Source organism: Methylobrevis pamukkalensis (assembly GCF_001720135.1).
Classification (GTDB): domain Bacteria; phylum Pseudomonadota; class Alphaproteobacteria; order Rhizobiales; family Pleomorphomonadaceae; genus Methylobrevis; species Methylobrevis pamukkalensis.
Map to the genome: position 1 here is coordinate 1 of NZ_MCRJ01000074.1, position 22,704 is coordinate 22,704.

At 69.2% G+C, this 22,704-nt stretch carries 19 protein-coding genes, 1 tRNA gene and 1 pseudogene; 11 read left to right on the forward strand and 10 right to left on the reverse strand.

Annotated elements, in window-relative coordinates:
* The coding region (locus A6302_RS12885; RefSeq protein WP_069307374.1) for an Rne/Rng family ribonuclease at positions 1 to 2,253 on the reverse strand (2,253 nt) is incomplete at its 3' end.
* 776 nt (positions 2,254 to 3,029) lie between these two features.
* Here A6302_RS12885 and A6302_RS24540 point away from each other — a divergent pair.
* From A6302_RS24540 to prfB, 5 genes are all read left to right on the forward strand, one after another.
* Positions 3,030 to 3,746, forward strand: a complete 717-nt coding sequence (locus tag A6302_RS24540) for an AMIN domain-containing protein (RefSeq protein ID WP_245294054.1) — start codon at positions 3,030 to 3,032, stop codon at positions 3,744 to 3,746.
* Positions 3,713 to 4,288 carry an N-acetylmuramoyl-L-alanine amidase family protein gene (locus tag A6302_RS24545; protein ID WP_245294055.1) on the forward strand — a complete coding sequence of 192 codons (576 nt, stop codon included), beginning with the start codon at positions 3,713 to 3,715 and terminating at the stop codon, positions 4,286 to 4,288. Before A6302_RS24540 ends, A6302_RS24545 begins: the two co-directional genes overlap by 34 nt.
* Positions 4,289 to 4,556: 268 nt before the next feature.
* Positions 4,557 to 7,034, forward strand: coding sequence for a penicillin-binding protein 1A (locus A6302_RS12895; RefSeq protein WP_069307375.1), 2,478 nt, complete (start codon positions 4,557 to 4,559; stop codon positions 7,032 to 7,034).
* Positions 7,035 to 7,068: 34 nt separating this feature from the next.
* Entirely contained in the window at positions 7,069 to 8,037 is a 969-nt protein-coding gene (locus A6302_RS12900) for a small ribosomal subunit Rsm22 family protein (RefSeq protein WP_069307376.1), read from the forward strand.
* A gap of 131 nt (positions 8,038 to 8,168) precedes the next feature.
* Positions 8,169 to 9,300 (forward strand): peptide chain release factor 2 gene (gene prfB, locus A6302_RS12905; RefSeq protein WP_141703744.1). Its coding sequence is split into 2 segments (ribosomal slippage): positions 8,169 to 8,237 and positions 8,239 to 9,300, totalling 1,131 coding nucleotides; the frame shifts between segments, so codons are not numbered across the junction.
* Positions 9,301 to 9,400: 100 nt separating this feature from the next.
* Here prfB and A6302_RS12910 read toward each other — a convergent pair.
* The 4 genes and pseudogenes from A6302_RS12910 to A6302_RS12925 form a co-directional block, all read right to left on the reverse strand.
* A complete protein-coding gene (locus tag A6302_RS12910) occupies positions 9,401 to 10,588 on the reverse strand; it encodes a M23 family metallopeptidase (RefSeq protein ID WP_069307378.1) in 1,188 nt (395 codons plus the stop codon).
* Positions 10,570 to 10,761, reverse strand: coding sequence for a hypothetical protein (locus A6302_RS12915; RefSeq protein WP_069307379.1), 192 nt, complete (start codon positions 10,759 to 10,761; stop codon positions 10,570 to 10,572). The genes A6302_RS12910 and A6302_RS12915 overlap by 19 nt, the downstream gene beginning before the upstream one ends.
* 122 nt (positions 10,762 to 10,883) lie before the next feature.
* Positions 10,884 to 11,716, reverse strand: a pseudogene (locus A6302_RS12920) (ferritin-like domain-containing protein).
* 44 nt (positions 11,717 to 11,760) lie between these two features.
* Positions 11,761 to 12,246, reverse strand: a complete 486-nt coding sequence (locus tag A6302_RS12925) for a peroxiredoxin (protein WP_069307380.1) — start codon at positions 12,244 to 12,246, stop codon at positions 11,761 to 11,763.
* Positions 12,247 to 12,434: 188 nt separating this feature from the next.
* Here A6302_RS12925 and A6302_RS12930 point away from each other — a divergent pair, with 188 nt between their 5' ends.
* From A6302_RS12930 to A6302_RS12940, 3 genes are read left to right on the forward strand one after another with little or no spacing between them, the layout of a single operon-like run.
* The gene (locus tag A6302_RS12930) at positions 12,435 to 13,271 is read left to right on the forward strand and encodes a hypothetical protein (protein WP_141703746.1); all 837 of its coding nucleotides are present in this window, start codon (positions 12,435 to 12,437) and stop codon (positions 13,269 to 13,271) included.
* Positions 13,226 to 13,693 carry a hypothetical protein gene (locus A6302_RS23005; RefSeq protein WP_069307382.1) on the forward strand — a complete coding sequence of 156 codons (468 nt, stop codon included), beginning with the start codon at positions 13,226 to 13,228 and terminating at the stop codon, positions 13,691 to 13,693. Before A6302_RS12930 ends, A6302_RS23005 begins: the two co-directional genes overlap by 46 nt.
* Positions 13,645 to 15,669: a hypothetical protein gene (locus A6302_RS12940; RefSeq protein ID WP_069307383.1), complete on the forward strand. Its 2,025-nt coding sequence runs from the start codon at positions 13,645 to 13,647 to the stop codon at positions 15,667 to 15,669. The genes A6302_RS23005 and A6302_RS12940 overlap by 49 nt, the downstream gene beginning before the upstream one ends.
* 33 nt (positions 15,670 to 15,702) lie before the next feature.
* Here A6302_RS12940 and tyrS read toward each other — a convergent pair whose 3' ends face one another.
* Positions 15,703 to 16,950 (reverse strand): tyrosine--tRNA ligase, encoded by a 1,248-nt coding sequence (gene tyrS / locus A6302_RS12945; RefSeq protein ID WP_069307384.1) that lies wholly within the window; start codon positions 16,948 to 16,950, stop codon positions 15,703 to 15,705.
* 142 nt (positions 16,951 to 17,092) lie between these two features.
* On the opposite strand from tyrS, the gene A6302_RS12950 reads away from it, so the two are divergent.
* The 3 genes from A6302_RS12950 to A6302_RS12960 all read left to right on the forward strand — a co-directional run bounded on the left by A6302_RS12950 (position 17,093) and on the right by A6302_RS12960 (position 19,431).
* Positions 17,093 to 18,238 (forward strand): anhydro-N-acetylmuramic acid kinase, encoded by a 1,146-nt coding sequence (locus A6302_RS12950; RefSeq protein ID WP_069307385.1) that lies wholly within the window; start codon positions 17,093 to 17,095, stop codon positions 18,236 to 18,238.
* Positions 18,239 to 18,284: 46 nt separating this feature from the next.
* Positions 18,285 to 18,361: transfer RNA gene (locus tag A6302_RS12955), tRNA-Pro, on the forward strand.
* A 479-nt stretch (positions 18,362 to 18,840) separates the two neighbouring features.
* Positions 18,841 to 19,431 (forward strand): exopolysaccharide biosynthesis protein, encoded by a 591-nt coding sequence (locus tag A6302_RS12960; RefSeq protein WP_069307386.1) that lies wholly within the window; start codon positions 18,841 to 18,843, stop codon positions 19,429 to 19,431.
* 21 nt (positions 19,432 to 19,452) lie between these two features.
* On the opposite strand, the gene A6302_RS12965 is transcribed toward A6302_RS12960, so the two are convergent.
* From A6302_RS12965 to A6302_RS12980, 4 genes are all read right to left on the reverse strand, one after another.
* On the reverse strand, positions 19,453 to 20,265 hold the full coding sequence (locus tag A6302_RS12965) for a metallophosphoesterase (protein ID WP_083255744.1): 813 nt from the start codon (positions 20,263 to 20,265) through the stop codon (positions 19,453 to 19,455).
* Positions 20,266 to 20,295: 30 nt separating this feature from the next.
* Positions 20,296 to 20,898, reverse strand: coding sequence for a DUF2155 domain-containing protein (locus A6302_RS12970; protein WP_069307387.1), 603 nt, complete (start codon positions 20,896 to 20,898; stop codon positions 20,296 to 20,298).
* 130 nt (positions 20,899 to 21,028) lie between these two features.
* On the reverse strand, positions 21,029 to 21,973 hold the full coding sequence (locus A6302_RS12975) for a nucleoside hydrolase (protein ID WP_069307388.1): 945 nt from the start codon (positions 21,971 to 21,973) through the stop codon (positions 21,029 to 21,031).
* A gap of 128 nt (positions 21,974 to 22,101) precedes the next feature.
* Positions 22,102 to 22,488 (reverse strand): NADH:ubiquinone oxidoreductase subunit NDUFA12, encoded by a 387-nt coding sequence (locus A6302_RS12980; protein WP_069307389.1) that lies wholly within the window; start codon positions 22,486 to 22,488, stop codon positions 22,102 to 22,104.
* Positions 22,489 to 22,704 lie beyond the last annotated feature (216 nt).

Consider the following 22,704-nt stretch of genomic DNA (forward strand, 5'->3'; position numbering starts at 1 on the left):
TGGCCGAGCCGTCCTCGTCGCTCTCGTCATCGCCGGACGCGTCCTCGCCCGAGGTCTCGTCGCCGCTCTCCTCGCCGGAGGCCTGCATCTCGTCGCCGGACTCGTCCTCGTCGTCCTCGTCGTCGTCACCGGACGCACCACCCTCGACTGCTCGCCCGTGGCGTAGCCGTCGCCGCTCCGCCGCCGCCGGCGACGGCGACGACGCTTGCTGCGGCTCTCGCCCTCGCCCTCGGCCTCGGTGCCGTCGCGGGTCTCGCCGGCCTCGGTCTCTTCGGACGCCTGCGTCTCCTCGGTCTCGTCGACCTCGAGCTCATCCATCTCGTCTTCCGGATAGACGGTTTCCGGATGGATGATGTGCTGCACCGGCTGCGGGTTCAGGATGATCTCGCCGCGTTCCAGCACGTAATGCTGGCCGGTGACATGCTCGTCGGCGGAAATGGTGATGCTGAGGCCGAAGCGGGCTTCGAGCTCGAAGAGATGGCGGCGCTTCTGATTGAGGATGTAGAGCGCGACCGCCGTCCGCGTGCGGATGGTGAGGTGATGGGTGACGCCCTTGAGAAGCTGGTCCTCCAGCGAGCGCAGCACATGCAGGGCCACGCTCTCGGTGGAGCGGACGATGCCGGCGCCGAGGCAGTGCGGGCAGACTTCGGTGGAGCCTTCGAGCACGCCGGTGCGGATGCGCTGGCGGCTCATCTCCATCAGGCCGAAATGCGAGATCCGGCCGACCTGGATGCGCGCGCGGTCGTTCTTGAGGCAATCCTTGAGCTTGCGCTCCACCGCCTTGTTGTTGCGGCTCTCTTCCATGTCGATGAAATCGATCACGATGAGGCCCGCAAGGTCGCGCAGGCGCAGCTGGCGCGCGACCTCCTCGGCGGCTTCCATGTTGGTCTGGTAGGCCGTGTCCTCGATGTTGTGCTCGCGGGTCGACCGGCCGGAGTTCACGTCGATCGAGACCAGCGCCTCGGTCTGGTTGATGACGATGTAGCCGCCCGAGCGCAGGGTCACCTGCGGCGAGAACATCGCGTCGAGCTGCGGCTCCACCGAGTAGCGCGCGAAGATCGGCGCGGAGTCGCGGTAGGGCTGGACGTTCTTGGCATGGCTCGGCATGAGCATGCGCATGAAGTCCTTGGCCTCGCGGTAGGCCTCGTCACCGGACACGAGGACCTGGGTGATGTCCTTGTTGTAGAGGTCGCGGATCGAGCGCTTGACCAGCGAGCCCTCCTCGTAGACCAGCGTCGCCGCGCTGGACTTGAGGGTCAGGTCGCGCACGTTCTCCCACAGGCGCAGCAGATACTCGAAGTCGCGCTTGATCTCGGCCTTGGTGCGGCTCGCACCGGCGGTGCGCAGGATGACGCCCATGCCCTCGGGCACTTCCAGCTCGTGAGCGACCTCCTTGAGGCGCTTGCGGTCGGCGACATTGGTGATCTTGCGGGAGATGCCGCCGCCGCGCCCGGTGTTCGGCATCAGCACCGAATAGCGGCCGGCAAGCGACAGATAGGTGGTGAGCGCCGCACCCTTGTTGCCGCGCTCTTCCTTGACGACCTGCACCAGCAGGACCTGCCGGCGCTTGATCACTTCCTGGATCTTGTACTGGCGCGCCCGCGGCTTGCGGCGCATCGGCACCTCTTCCATGGCGTCTTCGGCGCCCACCGACTCGACGTGATCCTCGTCGTCGCCGTCATGGTCGTCGCCGCGGCTGCCGCGGACTTCCGTCACGTCGCCGCCATGCTCGCCCGCAGGTCCGTTCTCGGACTCGTGCTCGGCGCCGTGGTCCGACGCGGACGCGTCGTGCTGCCGGTCGTGGCCGTTGCCGTCGCCGTCGTGGCTGCCGGCGTCCTCGGACACCGACTGCTCGTCGCTGCGCGCCGGGCTGGCCTCGCCGCCGGAGCCGTTGCGATCGCGGGACGAGGAGCGGTCGTTGCGCCGGCTCTGCCGGGCAGGGCGCGGGTCGAAATCTTCGTGCGCCTCGGCCTCTTCGGCATCGAGCAGCGCCTGACGGTCGGCCCAGGGGATCTGGTAGTAGTCGGGATGGATTTCCGAGAAGGCGAGGAAGCCGTGGCGGTTGCCGCCGTATTCCACGAAGGCCGCCTGAAGCGACGGCTCCACGCGCGTCACCTTGGCAAGGTAGATGTTGCCACGCAACTGTTTGCGGTTGGCGGACTCGAAGTCAAACTCCTCGACGCGCGACCCCTTGACCACCACAACCCGGGTCTCCTCCGGGTGGGTGGCATCGATAAGCATCTTGTTGGACATCAATAGGATACTCCACGGCGCACGAAGACGCGCCCGCCCGCTTCCCAGCGAGGCGGCGCGATCCGGTGCAGCCGTTTTCTGTTCTTTGGAATGGGGAGACGGAACGGCGGTCTGCGGTGGCCACGGCCGAACGCGGGAGCAGGCGGGAAATCATCCCCGTCCAACCACACGCCGCGGTCGCAAATCTCCACCCTCGGTCACCACGTCTTGTCAGTCCGTCGGTCTCATGCGGCCATGCGCGCATGGCAAAACATCTGTCGAACCGGCACGCCACGCGCGCCAGGGGAACCGTCGCTTGCTGCGGCAGCGTCGCATCCGTTGTCCGGAAACGCCGGGCCATCCAGCCCTTGCGCTTCCCGGCGGTCGATACCTGTCGAGATGTCTTGCGGTCGATGCCGCCACATCTCCGGCCTGCCGCTCATGTGGACTGCGATCCGAAGTGTCCGTCGATCTGGACGGATCATCGATTCACGATCGCGCACGTTGCCGAGAATGAGGATTCAGGTTCCTTGCCTTCTTGTAAGGAGCCTTACAGCAATTGGCAAGATGTTGCCGTCCCGACTGGCCTATTTCGCTTCGAGGTGCCAGCCTGCATCCTGCGGCCGTGCCCCGCAATCGGCGAGCCTGCGCCCGAATGCCGCCGCATTCGCCGCCTTCCATCCGCAGCGCCGGCCCGAGGCCGGGGACGGCCGTCAAGAAAAGGTTAACCAAGGCCCTGTAGGGGTCTATGAAAGGCATCGACGGCACGCGCCGACTCCGGGAACCCAGCAGGAGCCATGCCCATCATCTCGCCGACCCTGCGCGCGGTCCTCTGTGCCGCCCTGATCGCCACGTCGGCTGCGCCCGCGGCTGCGGCGGCGCCTGCGCAGGGCGTCGTGACCGCGCCCGAGGCTCGGCCCGTGGCACGCGACGCGCGAATCGTCGGCGACGACAAGCGCACGCGCTTCATCGTCGACCTCACCGACGGGGTCGAGACCGCCGCCTTCGCGCTGGACGATCCCTACCGCATCGTCATCGATCTGCCGGAAGTGGACTTCAAGTTCTCCGACACGGTCGGCGGCGAGGGCAGGGGCCTGATCCGCAGCTTCCGCTACGGCCTGATCGGGCGGGGCAAGTCGCGCATCGTCATTGACGCGACCGGGCCGGTGTCGATCGACAAGTCGTTCCTGCTGCCGGCGATCGAGGGTCAGCCCGCCCGCTTCGTCGTCGATCTCGTCGAGACCACGCGCGAGGCCTTCCTCGCCGACCAGGCGCGCAACGTGGTGGCCCGCAAGGCGATGGCCGAGGTGGCGGTCGCCAAGACCGACCGCCTGCCGTCCGGTCTTGCCCGCGCCGACCGCATCCATCCGCTGGTGGTGATCGATCCCGGCCACGGCGGCATCGATCCCGGCACCGTCGCCGCGACGGCCTGCGCGAGAAGGACATCGTCCTTGCCTTCGCCGAGGAACTGCGGCGCCAGATCACGGCCACGGGCCAGATCGAGGTGCAGATGACCCGCACCGACGACAGCTTCGTCGGCCTCAACGACCGGGTCCGCTTCGCCCACGAGCACGAGGCCGACTTGTTCATCTCGATCCACGCCGACGCGACGCCGGAAGATTTCGTGCGCGGCGCCACGGTCTACACCCTGTCCGAGAAGGCGTCGGACCGTGAGGCCGCGGCGCTCGCCGCCAAGGAAAACGCCTCGGACGTGATCGCCGGCCTCGACCTTCCCGAAGAGCGGGACGGGGTCAGCAACATCCTGATCGATCTTGCGCGGCGCGAGACCCGCAACTTCTCGATGGTGTTCGCCCGCGAGCTTGTCTCGGGCCTGTCGACCTCGACGAAGATGATTCGCAATCCGCACCGTTCCGCCGGCTTCCGGGTTCTGCGCGCGCAGGACATTCCCTCGGTGCTGGTCGAACTCGGCTACCTGTCCAACGAGCAGGACGAGCAGCTGCTGTCCTCGCCCGAATGGCGCGCCCGGGTCGCAGAATCGGTCGCCGCCTCCGTGTCGCGCTTCTTCAGCCGCCGGCTGGCCTCCGCCAGCCGCTAGCCGGGCGGCGCCCTGAAATCTGCATCGAATTTCGCCGCGACAGGCGACGTTCGCCGGTGGCTGTGGCATATTGGTCACGGGTTCATCCAAGCTTTGCCACAAAGAAAGACGAATAAGCCGAGGACTTCCAACGTCGCTTGCCGTCACCGAACTTGCGGGTCATATGGCCAACGCAGCGGTGGGCCGGCCGAAGGACGCACGGAGACCGGCAGGGCCCTGCGGGAGAGCGACCCGCCGGTTCGACCGCGCCGACAACAGAAAGCAGATCATGATTCTTGTTCGGTTCCTTGGCTGGGCTTTCGCGATCGGGGCCTTCCTCGCGCTGATCGTCGCCGGCGGCGTCGCCATCTACCTGAAGAGCGAATCGAGCGATCTTCCGGACATCGCGCGGCTGCAGAACTACGAGCCGCCGGTCATGACCCGCGTGCATGCGGCCGACGGCCAGCTCGTCGCCGAGTATGCCCACGAGAAGCGGCTGTTCCTGCCGATCCAGCTCATCCCGGACCAGGTCAAGAACGCCTTCCTCTCGGCCGAGGACAAGGACTTCTACAATCATCCCGGCATCGACATCGTCTCGCTCGGCGCGGCGATGGTGAAGAACGTCGACTTCTATCTCCGCGGCCGCCGCCTCGTCGGCGCCTCGACGATCACCCAGCAGGTGGCCAAGAACTTCCTTCTCACCAACGAGCGCTCGGTCGACCGCAAGGTGAAGGAAATGCTCCTGTCGCTGCGCATGGAGCAGGCCTACACCAAGGACCAGATCCTCGAGCTCTACCTCAACGAGATCTATCTCGGCTTCGGCGCCTATGGCGTCGCCGCCGCCTCGCTGTTCTATTTCGACAAGCCGGTCGGCGATCTGGATCTTGCCGAGACCGCCTTCCTCGCCGCCCTGCCCAAGGCGCCGACCAACTACAATCCCTACCGCTACTACGATGCCGCCATGGAGCGGCGGAACTGGGTGATCGACCAGATCGTCATCAACGGCCACGCGACCGCCGAAGAGGGCGACGCGGCCAAGGCGACGCCGATCACCATCACCCGCCGCGAGCTCAGCGCCGACGTCTTCGCCTCCGATTACTTCGTCGAGGCGGTGCGGCGCGAACTGATCGGCCGCTACGGCGAGAAGGGCCTTTACGAGGGCGGCCTGTCGGTGCGCACGACGCTCGATCCGCAGCTGCAGGTCATGGCCCGCAGCTCGCTGCACAAGGCGCTCTTGAAATTCGACGAGACGCGCGGCTGGCGCGGACCGGTGGCCGAGATCGACGTCTCGGGCGACTGGGGCCTGCCGCTGGCCGAGCTTCCCGCGCTGGCGGATGTGCCCGAGTGGCAGCTCGCCACGGTGATCTCCCTGACCGACACCGACGTGACCATCGGCCTGCAGCCCGGCAAGACCCCGACCGGCGGCGTCGACACCGACCGCGACCTCGGCACGATTCCGCTCGAACTGATGAAGTGGGCGCGCTGGGCCAAGGGACCGGACCGCGGCCGCCGCGTGGCCACGCCGTCCGACGTGCTCAAGACCGGCGACGTTGTCTTCGTCGAGCGGGTCGAGACCGGTGGCGATGGCAGCGGCGTCTACCGCCTGCGTCAGGTGCCGGAAATCTCCGGCGGCCTCGTGGCCATGGATCCGGTCACCGGGCGCGTCAAGGCGCTGGTCGGCGGCTTCTCCTACGCCCAGAGCGAGTTCAACCGCGCGACGCAGGCCTGGCGCCAGCCGGGCTCGTCGTTCAAGCCCTTCGTCTACGCCGCGGCGCTCGACAACGGCTACTCGCCGTCGAGCGTGGTCATGGACGCGCCCTTCGAGGTCGACCAGGGCGGTAGCCTCGGCATCTGGAAGCCGAAGAACTACGGCGGCAAGTTCCTCGGCCCGGCGACGCTGCGCACCGGCATCGAGCGCTCGCGCAATGTCATGACCGTGCGCCTCGCCGAGGACATGGGCATGCCGCTCGTCGCCGAATATTCGCGCCGCTTCGGCATCTACGACAACATGCTGCCGGTGCTGTCCATGTCGCTCGGCGCGGGTGAAACCACGCTGCTGCGCATGACCAACGCCTATTCGATCATCGCCAACGGCGGCCGCCGGGTCGAGCCGACCCTGATCGACCGGGTGCAGGACCGCTACGGCAAGACCGTGTTCAAGCACGACCAGCGCCTCTGCGCCGACTGCTCGGTCCCGACCTGGGAAGGTCAGGACGAGCCGGAGGTGGTGGACGAGCGCGAGCAGGTGCTCGATCCGATGACCGCCTACCAGATCACCTCGATGATGGAAGGCGTCGTCCAGCGCGGCACCGCCACCGCCGTCAAGGCGCTCGGCCGCCCGGTTGCCGGCAAGACCGGCACCACCAACGAGGAAAAGGATGCCTGGTTCGTCGGCTTCACGCCGGACCTCACCGTCGGCATCTATCTCGGCTACGACCAGCCGCGGCCGATGGGCAAGGGCTCGACCGGCGGTCTTCTCGCCGCCCCCGTGTTCCTCGACTTCATGCAGAACGCGCTGGCCGGCGAGCCGCCGGTCGAGTTCCGCGTGCCCGAAGGGCTGACGCTGGTGCCGATCGACCGCAAGACCGGCCTGCGCGCCGGCGGCTCGGGCCAGAACGTCATCCTCGAGGCCTTCAAGCCCGGCACCGCGCCGCCCGACCGCATGGAGGTCATCGGCGACTACGGCTCCTGGGGTGAGGCCGGGGCCTCCCGCGTCAACACCGAGGCCGAGCGCGCCGCGATCACCGGGACCGGCGGTCTCTACTGACCGCCATCGTCCCGCGGGATGGGAGAGCGCCGTCGTGGATCTTCCCGCGCATCTGAGGGCGGTGGCCGACGAGGCTCTCGACGGCATCGACCTTGCGACCCTCGCCGGTGCGGCCGAGGCGCTGTCGGCGCGCTACCGCGGCGAGGTGCGCGACGGCCGGATGCACCTCTCCGCCGACCTCTATGCCCGCGCCTACATGGCGGCGCGCCTGCCGGCGACCTATGCCGCGATCCGCGCCGCCGTCGCCGCGGCGTCCGAGCGGATGCCGGACCTCGCCCCCCGCACGCTGCTCGATATCGGCGCCGGTCCCGGCTCGGCCACCTGGGCCACGCTGGATTGCTGGCCGTCGATCGAAGCGGTCACGCTCGCCGAGGGCAGCCCCGCCATCCGCGCCTGGGGCGAGCGCATGGCGCGTGCCGCGGCGGTGCCGTCGCTGCGCTGGATTGCCGGTGATGTTCGTGCCGGCCTCGTCGAGGCCGAGCCCGCCGACATCGTCACCATCGGCTATGTGCTCGACGAACTGGAGCCGGCCGAGCGCGACGCGCTGATCCGGCGTGCCTTCGCGCTGACCGGCGACCTCCTCGTCGTCGTCGAGCCGGGCACCCCCGCCGGCTGGCAGCGCATCCTGGCGGCAAGGGACCTGGCGCTCGGCGCCGGCGGTGTGGTGGTCGCGCCGTGTCCGCATCAGGGCCCGTGCCCGCTCGTTGCCCCCGACTGGTGCCATTTCTCCCGCCGGCTCGCCCGCTCGCGGCTGCATCTTCGCGCCAAGCGCGCCGAGGTGCCGTTCGAGGACGAGAAGTTCGCTTATCTTGCCGTCGCCCGCCGTCCGGGCGAGGCGCTGGACGGCCGTGTGCTGACCCGGCCGCGGGCCGGAAGCGGCCATGTGGAGCTCAAGCTCTGCCGCCAGGAGGGCGATGCGCGCGTCACGACCTTCAGCCGCCGCGACGGCGACATCTACAAGGTCGCCCGCCGGCTCGACTGGGGCGACGGTCTGGCGCCGTAAGCACGGCAGGCCGCGCTGAGCCCGCGGCATGCACCGGCGAGGTTTACATCGCCGCGCGCGCTCCCTATTTTGCGCCTGCTTCGGCATCCGGCCGGACCACGCCTTCCATCCTCGGAGTAGAAAGACACGCCATGCGCGCGGAAATCGAGGCCATCGTCGACGAGATCGAGCAGGGTATGACCCTGCTGAGGAGGCATCTTTGACTGGGACAAGTCCCAGGCACGCCTTGCCGAACTGAACGGCTTCGTCGAAGACCCCGCACTCTGGAACGATCCGGAGCGCGCGCAGAAGATCATGCGCGAGCGCACCGATCTGGAAACCCGCATGAACGCCGTGCAGCGGCTGACGGCGGAGCTGTCGGACAATGTCGAGCTGATCGAGCTCGGCGAGATGGAAGGTGACAAGACCGTCATCGCCGACGCCGAGCAGGCGATCCGCGAGCTGAAGGCCGAGATCGATCGCATGCAGATCGAATCGCTGCTGGCGGGCGAGGCGGATTCCAACGACAGCTACATCGAGATCAACTCCGGCGCCGGCGGCACCGAGAGCCAGGACTGGGCGAACATGCTCTTGCGCATGTACACCCGCTGGGCGGAGCAGCACCGCAACAAGGTCGAGATCCTCGAGATGCACGACGGCGAGGAAGCCGGCATCAAGAGCGCGACGATCATGGTCAAGGGCCACAACGCCTACGGCTGGCTGAAGACCGAATCCGGCGTGCACCGGCTGGTGCGGATCTCGCCCTACGACAGCCAGGCGCGCCGGCACACCAGCTTTGCCAGCGTCTGGGTCTATCCGGTGGTCGACGATTCGATCGACATCCAGATCAACGAGAGCGACTGCCGCATCGACACCTACCGGGCGTCGGGCTCCGGCGGCCAGCACATCAACACGACCGACTCGGCGGTGCGCATCACGCATCTGCCGACCAACATCGTCGTGCAGTGCCAGAGCGAGCGCTCCCAGCACAAGAACCGCGCCACGGCGTGGAACATGCTGCGCGCCCGCCTCTACGAGCGCGAGCTGGAAATCCGCGAGCAGAAGGCCAACGCCGCGGCGGCCGGCAAGACGGAGATCGGCTGGGGCCACCAGATCCGCTCCTACGTCCTGCAGCCCTACCAGCTGGTCAAGGACCTGCGCACCGGCGTGGAAAGCACCAGTCCGCAGGACGTGCTCAACGGCGACCTCGACGCCTTCATGGAGGCCGCGCTCGCCCACCGCGTCCACGGCGGCAAGGACGGCGAGATCACCGACGTCGACTGATCCGGCCGGCTGCCATCGACCTCACCGAAACGCAGAAAAGGCGCCCTCCTCGGGCGCCTTTTTCGTTGGACCAGCGGTGGCGGGATCCGGCCTTCCGCCCTCAGCCGCCGAACAGGCGCTCGAGACGGCGGCCGGCGGCCAGATAGATCTGCGGATCGACGGCGACGCCGTTGACCCGGGTCTCGTAGTGGAGATGCGGGCCGGTCGAGCGGCCGGTCGAGCCGACCTCGCCGATCTTCTCGCCCTTGGCGACCTTCTCGCCGACCCGGGCGCTGATCGAGCTCAGATGCGCATAGCGGGTGGTGAGGCCCTTGCCGTGGTCGATCTCGACGAGATTGCCGTAGCCGCCGCTGCGGCCGGCGAAAACCACCTTGCCGGGTGCGGAGGCGGGCACGTCGCGGCCGGTCGGCGAGCGGTAGTCGACGCCGGAATGCATCGCCAGCCGCCCGAGGAACGGGTCGCTGCGCGAGCCGAAGGTCGAGGTCATCGTCGCGCCGGTCAGGGGATCCTCGAGGGGCAGGGTGGCGGTGGCCTTGCGCACGCGGCCGAGCTGCTCGATCGCCGTCTGGGCACGGCCGACGGCGTCGGCGAACTGCTGGGCCGAACCGAGCGGAATGTAGGGGCCGCCGGTGTCGGCGGTCGAGGCCGTCTCGGTCTTGGCAACCTTCAGGTTGATGCCGACCGAGCGCATGATCGAGCGGGCCTTCTCGGTCTTGGTCTCGGCCGCGGCGGCGATGGCGGCGATCGCCGTATACTGCTGGCTCTTCAGCGTCTGGAGCTGGTCGGCCATCGCGGCAAGGTTGGGCCGTTCGGCAGGTTCGACCTCGGCGGCGGCGCCGCGCAGCTTCGGCGTGGCCGGCTCGTCCCGTTCGCCATCGAGAAGCGCGTCGAAGCTTGCACCGGCCGTGCCGGCCGGCGCGGGCGAGGCATAGGCGTTGGCCACATCGGGCGCGTCGAGGCGCGCGGAGGGAGTCAGGCGGGCGGTCGCGGTCGTACGGGCCGGCGCTGCCGGAAGACTGCCGGTGATGGTCGGATCGACCGGGCCGACATCGAGGCCCTGGCCCTTGGCGGTTTCCAGCAGGCTGCCGAGCATCTTCTGCGAATCGGTCAGTTCAGCCTGGCGGCTCAGGAGCCGTTCGATCTTCTGGTCGTAGGCGACCTGGTCGAGAAGCTGGCGGCTGGCGATCCGGTCGATCTCGCCGCGCAGGTTGGCGATCCGGTTCTCGTAGGCCTGCTGCAGGTCGGCGGTGCGGCTCAGGGAGGCGTCGATCAGCCCGTCGCGGAACACGAGATAGGCGGTGGCGCGAGATAGACGGCGGCGAACAGCGCTCCGACCAGCGCCAGCGACCCGGCCACCCACGGCCGGACCACGTAGCTGCGCACCTCGTCGCCCTTGGTGACGATGATGCGACGGACGGGCTTGTTCGACCGATAGCGGTCCTCGGAACGATAGCGCGCCATCTGCCTGCCGCCTCTAGTATCGAGATTCTTATTCGAGTGGAGATGATTAGAGATGGTTAGGGTTAACGAAGACTTGATGCGCAAGCGGCATCTGCCTTGTTTCGCGGCAGGAAGGGCGATGGTTACCCGGCAATGCCGGCGAGTGGCTTGTAGAAGCCCGGCGTCAGGCCGGCTTCGGAGCGGGCCCGGTCGTTGAACGGTGGCTTCAGGGGGCCGCGGAAATTGCGGCGGACAAGGTCGTGGAAGGCTGGCTCGGGCGCCACCCGGTCGCGGTCGCACAGGAAGCGGAACCACTTCGCGCCGAAGGCGACGTGACGCTTCTCGTCGCGGTAGATGACGTCGAGGATGCCCGCGCTCGGCTCGTCGCCGGCCGCCCGCAGCTTGTCCGACATCGCCGGCGTCACGTCGAGCCCGCGCGCCTCCAGCACCAGCGGAATGACGGCGAGCCGGGCGCGCAGGTCGTGGCCCGTCGCCTCGGCCGCCTGCCACAGGCCGTCATGGGCCGGCAGGTCGCCGTAGGCGCCGCCGAGTTCCTTCAGCCGGCGGTCGAGCATCGAGAAATGCTTGGCCTCCTCGAGGCGACCTGAACCCAGTCGTCGAAGAAGGAGCGCGGCATCGCCTGGTCGACGAAGCGGGCAACGAGGTCCCAGGTGAGGTCGACCGCGTTGAGCTCGATATGGGCCAGCGAGTGGAGGAGGGCGATCCGTCCCTGCAGGCCGACCGCCGAGCGCCGCTTCATCTCCCGCGGCGGCAGCAGGATCGGATGCTCCGGCCGGCCGGGCCGCTCGGCGAGCGCCGGCCCGATCGTGCCCGTGCCCCGGTCGAGCCGCCGGCCGAACCAGTCGCGCGCCGTGCGGTAGGCCAGATCGACCTTCTCGGCAAGATCGGCGGTGGCGACGACGAGACGGGCGCGCTCGCGCAGGCTGTCGCGCTCGGCGCGGATCGTGGCGTCCATCATGCTGTCCCGTTTGCTGCGTTCGACCCTGCGGCGCGGGGCGGTCAGAGCGCCCTGGCCGCCTCGAGCACCTCGGCAACGTGGCCGGGCACCTTCACCTTGCGCCAGATCCGCACGAGGCGTCCATCGGCGCCGATGAGGAAGGTGGAACGATCGACGCCGATGTAGGTTTTGCCATACATCGATTTCTGCGCCCAGACGCCATAGGCCTCGATCGCTTCGCGGTCGGGGTCGGCGAGCAGCGCCACCGTGAGGCCGTGTTTGCGGGCAAACTTCGCATGGGATTCTTCGGTGTCCGGCGAAATGCCGACCACGGCCACGCCGAGCGCCTCGAACTCCGGCAGGGCGGCCGAGAATTCGCTCGCCTGCCGGGTGCAGCCGCCGGTGTCGTCCTTGGGGTAGAAATAGACCACGGCGGGCTTGCCCGAGAGGTCCGAAAGCGTGATCCTGCGGCCATCTCCCGTCGGGAGCGTGAAGTCCGGTGCCGGCATGCCTGCGGAAAGCGTGTTGCTGTCGGTTTCGGCGGTCATCGGGTCATCCTTGTCTGGCCGTGCCGGTCTGGGACCATGGTGGTGTCTGGCACGGGGTGATCCGGATACGCAAGCGGCAGCAGGCCGGATCGCAGTTCGGTCGAGGCTCTTGCCCGGGCTGGGACCCGGTCGCGCGCAGGAAAGGCGACGGTCGTTTGAACGCGAACATCACGGAGGCAGGCGGCGGCATGGCACCGCCGCAGAGGCCGCGGCGCCGCGGACCGGGCGCGCGCATCCTGCGCGTGGGTCTGGTGCTGCTCCTCGTCGGGCTGGCGGCCGGCATCTGGCTGTTCGTCCGCCTCACCTCCCAGCCGCTCTACTCGGAAATGCTTGCCGACGAGGCCGAGATCGTCGCCGGCGCGATGCTGGGCGAAGGCTCCGCCGTCGACATCGGCGCGATCGGCCTGTCGATCGACGACGGCCTTGCCCCGGTGATCCACCTGCGCGACGTGCGGGCGCGGCTGCGCGGCGGCAACGTCGTCTCCGTCGACACGCTCACCGCCACCACCGCCTGGTCGACCCTGCTCGGACGCGGCCGCAACGTGACGCGGCTCTCCGCCGATCATGTGGTCGGCGAGATGGTGGCCGGCGAGGGGGTCGAGATTCCCGACCCGCTGCTGATGCTCGCCTATCTCGAATCGGAACTTGCCCATGCCGGCCTCGGGTCGGCCGAGATCGGCTCGCTGACCGTCTATTCCCTGCGCACGGACGGCGTGCGGATCCCGCTTCTGGAAAATGCCGCCGTAACCCTGGCCTCCCCGGTGGAGACTGCCGATCGCTCCGGCACCGTCGATTTCCGCGTCGCGGGCGCCGGGGCGGGCGGTCCGTGGTCGGCCCGGATCGAGGTCCGCCCCGACCCCGCGACCGAGACCAGCCGAATCAAGCTGTCGGCCCGCACGATCGACGTTGCCGATCTTGCCCGGCGGATGGGGGATGCGCGCCCGCCGTCACCGGTTCGCTGGACGCGGACATCGAGGCGGTGGTCGACCGCGACGGACGTCTTGCCAGCGCCAGCGGCCGGCTGAGCGCGGGCCGCATCGAACTTGCGGAGGGGGAGGATGTCGACGTCCTGCTCGAACGCGGCCAGATCGATGTCCGCTGGGATCCGTCGGACCGCGCGATCGTGATCTCGCCCTCCTATGCTTCCTTTCCCGCCGGGAGCGCGCTGATGTCCGGCCGCGTCCATCCGCCGGCAAGCGAGGATGTCCGCTGGCGCTATGCGCTGTCGCTCACGGCCAGCGACGGCACGCCGGGTGCCGCCGGCCGGCGCGGCGGTGCGCGCCTCAGCGGCAGCTACGATCCGGCCGCGGGCCAGTTTGCCATCGACAGCCTCGTGGTCGACGACGAGCAGACGCGCTTCTCCGCGGCCCTGTCCATGTCGCACCACTCGCGCGCCCCGTGCTGGGGCTGTCGGGGATTGCCGAGCGCATCCCGGTCGACAAGCTGAAGCAGATCTGGCCGGCCGTGATCGTGCCCAACGCCCGCAACTGGGTGCGCGACAATGTCGTCTCCGGCATGATCACCGGCGCGACGGTCGATCTCGCCGTGTCGCTTCCCGGCAAGGGCAAGGACGACGCGGGCGGCAGCGTGCGGCAGGGCGACACCCTGCTGCTGTTCAATTTCGACGACCTGACGTTTCGGCCCTTTCCGGGCGGCCCGATGATCACCCGCGCCAGGGGCAGCGGGCGGCTGGAGAACAACGCCTTCACCGTGACGCTGGAAAGCGCCGTGGTCGAACTGGAGGACGGCCGCACGCTGGCCGCGCCCGCCGGCACCTTCGTGGTGCCGCGCATCGACGTCGATCCGCAGATCGGCACCGCCACCCTCGATCTCGCCGGCGAGGCGGCGGCGATGTTCTCGCTGTGGCAATCGCTGCCGCTGTCGCGCGGCATCGATCTCGGCGCCACGCCGCAGGATCTGTCGGGCAGCGGCAAGGCGACGGTGCGGGCGACGATGCCGCTGATCGCTCACCTGCCGGCCGAGCAGGTGGATTACGAGGCGTCGATCAAGGTGGAGGGCCTTGCCTCGACCCGTCCCGTGTTCGGCCGCGCGCTGTCGAAGGCGAGCGCCGACATCCGGATCGTGGCCGGCCGTGTCCGCGTGACGGGCGAGGCGATCGTCGACGGCGTCAATGCCGACATCGACATCGACCGGCCCCTGACGGGCGGCGACGACGGCGCGACGTCCTTCCGTCTCGTTCTCGACGCGGACGCCCGCAAGAAGCTCGGCCTCGACCTCGGCGACCTGATCAAGGGCGACGTGCCGGTGGAGGTCTCGGCGCAGAAGGACGCCTCGGGCGCGCCCTACCAGGCGGTGACCGCGGATCTGTCCGCCGCGACCATCGATCTCGGCGACCTCGGCTGGACCAAGGCGCGCGGCACCGCCGGCAAGGCAACCTTCCGGCTGGTCGAGCGCGACGGCGGCACGCGGATCGACGACTTCGTGTTCACCGCGCGCGACGCCCGCATCGAGGGCGAGATCCGGCTCGACGCCAATGGCAAGCCGGTCTCGGCCGACCTGCCGGTGTTCCGCCTGACCGCCGGCGACCGGCTCGCCGTCACGGCGCGGCAATCGGAGGGCCGCGGCCTGCAGCTTTCGGTCAAGGGCGCGCGCTTCGACGCGCGCGGCCTGATCGACGCCCGGCTGAAGCGCGGCCAGACCGGGGGCGGGGGACCGGGCTTCACCGGCGACATCGCCATGCAGATCGGCGCGGTGACCGGCTGGGGCGAGGAGGAGATCGACGGCGTCAACGTCGACGCATCGATCACGGGCGGTCGCATGTCGTCGATGTCGCTGACCGCGCAGACCGGTGGCGGCGGCGCGACCTCGGCGACCCTGCACGCCGAGGGCGCCGTGCGCCGGCTCAGCGTGGAGGCCAGCGAGATGGGCCGGCTGCTGCGCTTCCTCGACTATTATTCGCGGGTCTACGGCGGCCGCGCGACGCTGGACGCGGTGGTCGATGATCAGGGCGGGCTGTCCGGCCGGCTCGACGGCCAGCGCTGGAAGATCGTCGACGAGCCGGCGCTGGCGCGGCTGGCGACGGCGGCGCCCGATCCCGACACGCCGGGCAGCGGCACGGTGGACCTGCGCCGCCTGATCATGGACCTGCGCTTTGCCGACGGGCGGTTGTCGATCATCGACGGGGTGGTCCGTGCCAGCCATGCCGGCCTGTCGCTGCAGGGCGAGGTCGATTTCCGCCGCGACCTGTTGCGCCTCACCGGCTCCTACCTGCCGGCCGGCGCCTTCGACAATCTGCTCGGCAAGATACCGATCCTCGGCCAGACGCTGTTTGCCGGCGGTCGCGCCGGCCTCGTCGGCGTCACCTTCCGCCTGAGCGGGGCGATCGACGCGCCGGAACTGTCGGTCAACCCGCTGTCGGTGGTGGCGCCGGGCGTGCTGCGCAAGCTGTTCGAGCTCGGCTGACGGGACGGTGGTCCCGCCAGACCGGTTCTGGCCTCACACCGCGCGCAGGAGGATGTGCTTCTTGCGGCCGAAGGAGAGCTTGATCACGCCGTCGCCGGTGAGGTCGGCGCGGGAGAGGCTGGCGGTCGGGTCCGTCACGGACGCGTCGTTGACCTTGAGGCCGCCGCCGGCCGCGGCCCGGCGGGCCTCGCCGTTGGAGGCGACGAGGCCGGCGCGCACGAAGGCGCTGAGCACGCCGAGCCCGGCGTCGATCTCCGCCATCGGCACCTCGATCGTCGGCAGGTCGCCGGCCAGCGCGCCCTCCTCGAAGGTCTTGCGCGCCGTCTCGGCGGCCGCCTCCGCCGCCGCGCGGCCGTGCAGCAGGGTGGTCACCTCGCCGGCGAGCACCTTCTTCGCCTCGTTGATCTCCGCGCCGCCGAGCGCCGCCAGCCGGTCGATCTCGGACATCGGCAGGGTGGTGAACAGCTTGAGGAAGCGCACCACGTCGGCGTCCTCGGTGTTGCGCCAGTATTGCCAGAAGTCGTAAGGGCTGAGCAGCTCCGCATCGAGCCAGACCGCGCCGGCCGCCGTCTTGCCCATCTTGGCGCCGGACGCCGTGGTCAGCAGCGGCGAGGTGAGGGCGTAGAGCTGCACGTCGTTCATGCGCCGGCCAAGGTCGATGCCGCTGACGATGTTGCCCCACTGGTCGGAGCCGCCCATCTGCAGCACGCAGCCGCGCCGGCTGTTGAGCTCGACGAAGTCGTAGGCCTGCAGGATCATGTAGTTGAATTCGAGGAAGGACAGCGACTGCTCGCGGTCGAGCCGCAGCTTCACCGAATCGAAGGACAGCATCCGGTTGACCGAGAAATGCCGGCCGACGTCGCGCAGGAACTCGACGTAGTTGAGCCCGAGCAGCCAGTCGGCGTTGTTCATCATCTCGGCGCGGCCGCCGTCGAAGTCGAGGTAGCGCGAAAAGGAGCCGCGGATGCCCTCGAGATTGCGGCCGATGTCTTCGACCGACAGCAGCTTGCGCGCCTCGTCCTTGAACGACGGATCGCCGATCATGGTCGTGCCGCCGCCCATCAGCGCGATCGGCCGGTGCCCGGTCTCCTGCATCCAGTGCAGCATCATGATCTGGGTGAGGTGGCCGACATGCAGGCTGCTGGCCGTGGCGTCATAGCCGATATAGCCGGTGACCGGACCCTTGAGCGCCGCCGCGTCCAGACCTTCCGGATCGGAGATCTGATGGACGAAACCGCGCTCGGAAAGAACGCGCAGGAAATCCGACTTGAACCCGCTCATGACACCCTGTTCCCTGATGACCGCCCGACGCCGGGCGGGGTGGCGGCGTCTTAGCAGAGATTGACGGGCAATTCATCTTTCCGATGCCAAATCGTGCCGTTGCTGCGGCACGCGCGGACATCCTTCAAAGAGTGCGAGACCCATGAACGATGGTGCGGACGACGGGTATCTCTGGGCGCTCGGGCTGATGAGCGGCACGTCGATGGACGGGGTCGACGCCGCGGTGATCCGCACCGACGGCGAGCGGATCGACGCCTTCGGCCCCACCTTCTTCCGCCCCTACACCGACGACGAGCGCACCACGCTGCGCGCCGCGCTGGCTGAGGCGCGGCACATGACCGACCGCAACGCCCGGCCGCCGGCGCTGGCGGGGGCAGAGAAGGTCGTCACCGATGCGCACCGCGACGTGGTGCGGCGTCTGGCGGCGCTCACCCTCGATGCCGGCGCGATCGTCGACCTCGTCGGCTTTCACGGGCAGACGGTGTTTCATGCGCCGGAACGCGGCCTGACCGTGCAGATCGGCGACGGCGCGCGGCTCGCCCGCGAGACCGGCCTGCCGGTGGTCCACGATCTTCGCGCCGCCGATGTCGGCGCCGGCGGTCAGGGCGCGCCGCTGGTGCCGGTCTATCACCGCGCGCTCGCCGCCCACGTCGGGCTGGACTTGCCGGTGGCTATCCTCAATCTCGGCGGAGTTGCCAACATCACGCTGCTCGATGCGGAGGCTGACCCGGTCGCCTTCGACACCGGCCCTGCCAACGCGCTGATGGACGACCTGCTGATGCGCCGCGAGGGCCTGCGCTTTGATGACGGCGGCCGGATCGCGGCATCCGGATCGGTGGACGAACTGGCGCTCGCCCGGCTGATGGCTCATCCCCATTTCGCGGCGCCCTGGCCGAAGTCCCTCGACCGCGATGCCTTCGACGCCGGCCCCGTGGACCATCTCGCCACCCCGGACGCGCTGGCGACACTGGCGGCCTTTACCGCCGCCTCGATCGCCGCCGCCGTCGCCCTGCTGCCGGCCCGGCCCCGGCGGATCGTCGCGGCGGGCGGCGGGGCGAACAACCCGGAGCTTCTGCGCCACATCGCCCTCGCCACGGCCCTTGCCGTCACCCCGGCCGGCAGCCTCGGCCTTTCCGGCAACTTTCTTGAGGCGGAAGCCTTCGCCTTCCTCGCCGTGCGCAGCCGCCGCGGCCTGCCGCTGACCTTCCCCGGCACCACCGGCGTCGCCCGGCCGACCACGGGCGGCCTGCTCGCCCTGCCGCTGACGCCTGTGCGGGACGGCGGGTGAAATTGCACTTGTCGCCGGCGAGCGAACCGGCTACACCCGTCCGCGTCGGAGCGTAGCGCAGTCTGGTAGCGCACTTGACTGGGGGTCAAGGGGTCGTCGGTTCGAATCCGGCCGCTCCGACCATTTCAAAAATCTCGATTTTGCTGGCAAATGCCGGCTGCTGGTCAAGAATCAGCGCTGCTTGAAGCTCGAGCCTTTTCAGGCGCGATTACAAGACACTACAAGACCCTTTTGACGTTTTGCGTGAGCCATGCGCCACGCCGATCGCAGGCCCGTGCCTGTTGGCGGCGCGGGGGGCGCCCCTTCGCGCCTGCGGTCCAGGTTTGACGACGATGTCCCTTGCGAAATCCGGATGAAGCGCCTGCCAGCGAGGGAACTTGCAGCCGCGATCCGGCTTCTAGCAGGAAGGCGTTTTCCGCGACATCTGACCTGCCTTCTGAAGACCCGCGGCCTCCGGTCCGACACCTCCATGTGCGTGCGATCGCCGGTCGGTGGAGTGCAACGGGAGATCTGCGGAGGCCGTCCGCCGGACCGGGACTCGCTGTTTCGCTGCGGCGGTCACCTCGGTCCGCGGCATCCTGAAGCCATCGGAGGAGATTTCCATGGGCGACGACAGCAGCCACGCGCTGAGCAAGGTTCTGGATGACCTCGAACACGGGATCGAGGGAGACCAGGTACCGATCAGCGCGGTCGTCGCCGCGATGGGCGATCACTCCTTCGCCTCACTCATGCTGGTGTTCGCGCTGATCTCCACCTCTCCGGCAAGCGCCATCCCCGGGATCACCGCGATGGTCGCCGTCATCGAATTCCTGCTCGTGATCCAGATGATCGCCCGGCGAAAGTCGCTGTGGCTTCCGCGGGTCATCTCCGACCGCAGGATCTCGACGGACAAACTGGACAAGGGCGTGCGCTGGCTGCGGCGTCCCGTGCAGGCCGTCGAGCGGCTGCTCAGGCCGCGCATGACCGCCCTGGTCGAGCCGCCGTGGATCTACCTGCCGCTCGTTCTCGTTCTCGGCGTCACCCTGCTGATGCCGTTCATGGAGGTCATCCCGACGTCCGGATCGATCGCCTCTGCCGCGATCGCCCTGTTTGCGGCCGGTGTCCTGACGCGGGACGGCCTGCTCACGGCCTTGGCGGTGGTCCTGCTGGCGGCGATGCCGGTCGCGATCGGTTATGTCGCGCTGGGTGGGTAGAGACTCACCCGCTTCCGCATCTCAGTCCTCCAGCCAGCGCACCTTGCCGGCATCGAGAAAGTCGATGCTGTGGACGACCACGCCCTCGTCGTCGACGAAGCAGACGTTGTAGTTCGGGGCGAGGGCGCCGTGGCCCATGCGGTCGGCGATGCCGGAGAAGTCCGGCCAGCAGACATGGCAGGTGGACCGCGGCGCGGAGAAGGGGATGCCGCGCAGGCTGCCGCTCAGGGTGTAGTGGCAGTGCCCGAAGAACAGGTGCCGCACCGTGTCGCGGTGGGCCAGCAGCAGGGCGAGCAGCTCCGGCTGCTGGACGATGCCGATCCGGTCGGCATTGGCCACATGGATGACCCCCGGATTGTGGTGCAGGAACAGATAGGCCGCGCGGCCGTCACGGGCGGCGGCGCTGAGCTGTGCGTCCAGCCAGGCTCGCCGGCGGGCGCAATAGTGGCCGGCATGGGTGCCGGCCTCGGCCGTGTCCATGTAGACGAACACGCCCGCGGGCGTCTCCTCGGTCCACTGGATGTAACCGTCGCCGTCGCGCGGGGTCTGCGGAAAGACGGAGACGAAGGTCTCGCGGTCGTCGTGGTTGCCGATCAGCAGCCGCGGTGCGCGGTCGCCTGCAAGCCCGCTGTCCTCCAGCATCGCGGCGAGCCGGGCATAGCTCTCGGCGCGCCCCCGGTGGGTCAGGTCGCCGGTAATGACGATCCGGTCCGCATCGCCGTGGTCGCGCAGGATATCGGCGAGACAGCGCGCGAAGTTTTCCTCCGGATCGTGGCCGAGGATCGGCGCGGGATCGAGGTGGATGTCGGAGATGTGGACGAGCTTCAGCGCCATCTGACCCTCCCGCCGATCAGGCCTGCTGCCTCAGTCCTCGATGTCCTCGCTCGGCACGTCGGCCGGCAGATCCTCGTCGCCGGGGATCGGCGAGGCGTCGAAGGCGGGGACCGGGGGCTTGGGCCGGGGCAGCGGGATGGCGCCGGTCGGCGTGCCGGAGCCGGGTTGCACCTCCTGCTCCTCGACATTCGGCGCCGCCTGCCGCTCGCCGCCACGCTCGCCGGGCGGCGGCACGTCGCTTTCCTGCCGGCAGTCCTTCAGCCAGACGTCGTAGACCGGGTGCTCGATGGCATTGAGCGCGGGGCTGGCTGCGAACATCCAGCCGGTGAAGACGCGCTGGATCTTGTTGTCGAGGGTGATCACGTCCACCTCGACGAAGGCGTCGGTCTGCGAGGCCTCGGTGATCGGCCGCGTGTAGCAGACCTTCGGGGTCACGCGCAGCGCGCCGAACTGCACGGTCTCGTCGATGTAGACGTCGAAGGTGATGATCCGGCCGGTGATCTTGTCGAGGCCGGTGAACACGGCGACCCGGTTGGCGATCTTCTCGGCATGGGCCAGGTCGGCGCCGGCGGCCAGCAAGGTGCCGGCGAGGAGGGCGAGGGCGGCGGAGCGTCTGGCAACTGTCGAAATCATCTTGTCCCGTCTGTCGTCTGGACCCGTCCGGTGCCTCGAAGGGAATGGCCGGTCCCGTCCTGTTTCCCCGGTCCTGACCCTGCGCCCGGCACCCTCGGTCGCGAATGCGGCGCCAAGGCGGCGGCCCGTTTCAGGGCAGGGCGGCGAATCGCTCCACGAGGAGATCGTAGAAGGCGTCGTCGTCGAGGTCGCGGATGAACAGCGCGTTGACCGGCCGGTCTGTGACCTTCCACCAGTCGACGACGGTCATGCCGCGCGTCAGGGGGCTCGCCGTCTCGATCGCGATGTTGACCTCGCGGCCCGAGAAGATCTCCGGCCGCAGCATCCACGCCACCGTCATCGGGTCGTGCAGCGGGCCGCCGGTGGTGCCGTATTTTTCCTCGTCGAAGCGCTTGGCGAAATCGAGCAGGCCGGCAAAGGCCGGGCCGCAGCGGTTCGGCAACGCGCGAAAGCGCTCGATCCGCGCCGGTGTCGTCGCCGCCTTGTGGGTGACGTCGAGCGGCAGCACCACCAGCGGAATGCCCGCGGCAAACACCAGCGCCGCGGCCTGCGGATCGACGTAGATGTTGAACTCGGCCGCCGGCGTGATGTTGCCGCCCTCCGACATCGCCCCGCCCATGAGCACGATGCGGGGAATGCGCGCGGCGATGCGCGGCTCGCGGGCGAGCGCGATGGCGATGTTGGTGAGCGGGCCGAGCGCGCAGAGCGTCACCGTGCCCTCGGGGCGCGACATCACCGTCTCGATGATGAAGTCCACCGCATGGCCGGCCGCCACCGGAACGGTCGGCTCCGGCAGGTCGATGCCGTTGAGGCCGGTCTCGCCGTGGACATGCTCGGCGGTGACGAGCGCTTCCAGCAGCGGGCGGTCGGCGCCGGCGTAGACGGGAATGTCCGGCCGGCCGCAGAGTTCGAGCACCTTGCGCCCGTTGTCGACGGTCAGCGCCAGCGGCACGTTGCCGGCGACGATGGTCAGGCCGAGGATTTCGAAGTCGTCCGGCGAGGCGACCGCAAGCGCGATCGCCACGGCGTCGTCCTGGCCGGGATCGGTGTCGATGATGACGGAGATGGGAGGCATCGCGCGCTCGCGGAAGGCCGCATGCGCGGATGCGGCGCGGATCGGGAAGAGAGGCCGCCGAAGCTCGGGCCGCCTGACGTCGGGTCAGCGCCGTCCGCTGCGGAAGCGGACGGGCGCGGCCGGCAGGCTCAGGAGCCGGGCGTCCAGGCGTCGTAGTCGCCGGTGACGCGGGGACGTTCGCCGGCGGAAAGGATCGAACCCTGCGGGCGATGGGCGGCCGGGGTGCCGGTCTGGTTGGCGCGATGCGGCTTCTGCCAGGCGCGGGCCACGTAGGTCTCTTCGGTCGGCGGGGTGTCGACGCGATGATGGATCCAGCCGTGCCAGCCCGGCGGAATGGCGCTCGCCTCGGCCGGACCGTTGTAGATCACCCAGCGGCGCTTGCCATCGGCGGTGCGGTAATAGGTGTTGCCGGCTTCATCCTCGCCGACGCGCACGCCCTTGCGGGACGTGAAGACATCGGTCCCCATCGTCGAACCGTTCCACCAGGTGAAGATCTTCAGCAGCACATTCTTCATGATCTCGCCGTCCGGCCCTCTCGCATGTCGCGGCGACTATGGCGAGTGACGGCAGGGATGTCCAGATGCAACCCGCCGCCAACCGCCTGTCCTGCAGACCCTCATACACTGCGGCCACCCCGGCTTCGCGCCTTGCCTCCGAGGCCTGCTGGCGGGCCCCGGCCGCCTCATGACCGCGGCTCAGGCGTCGGTCCGGGGCCGGGCCGGCGCGCGGCG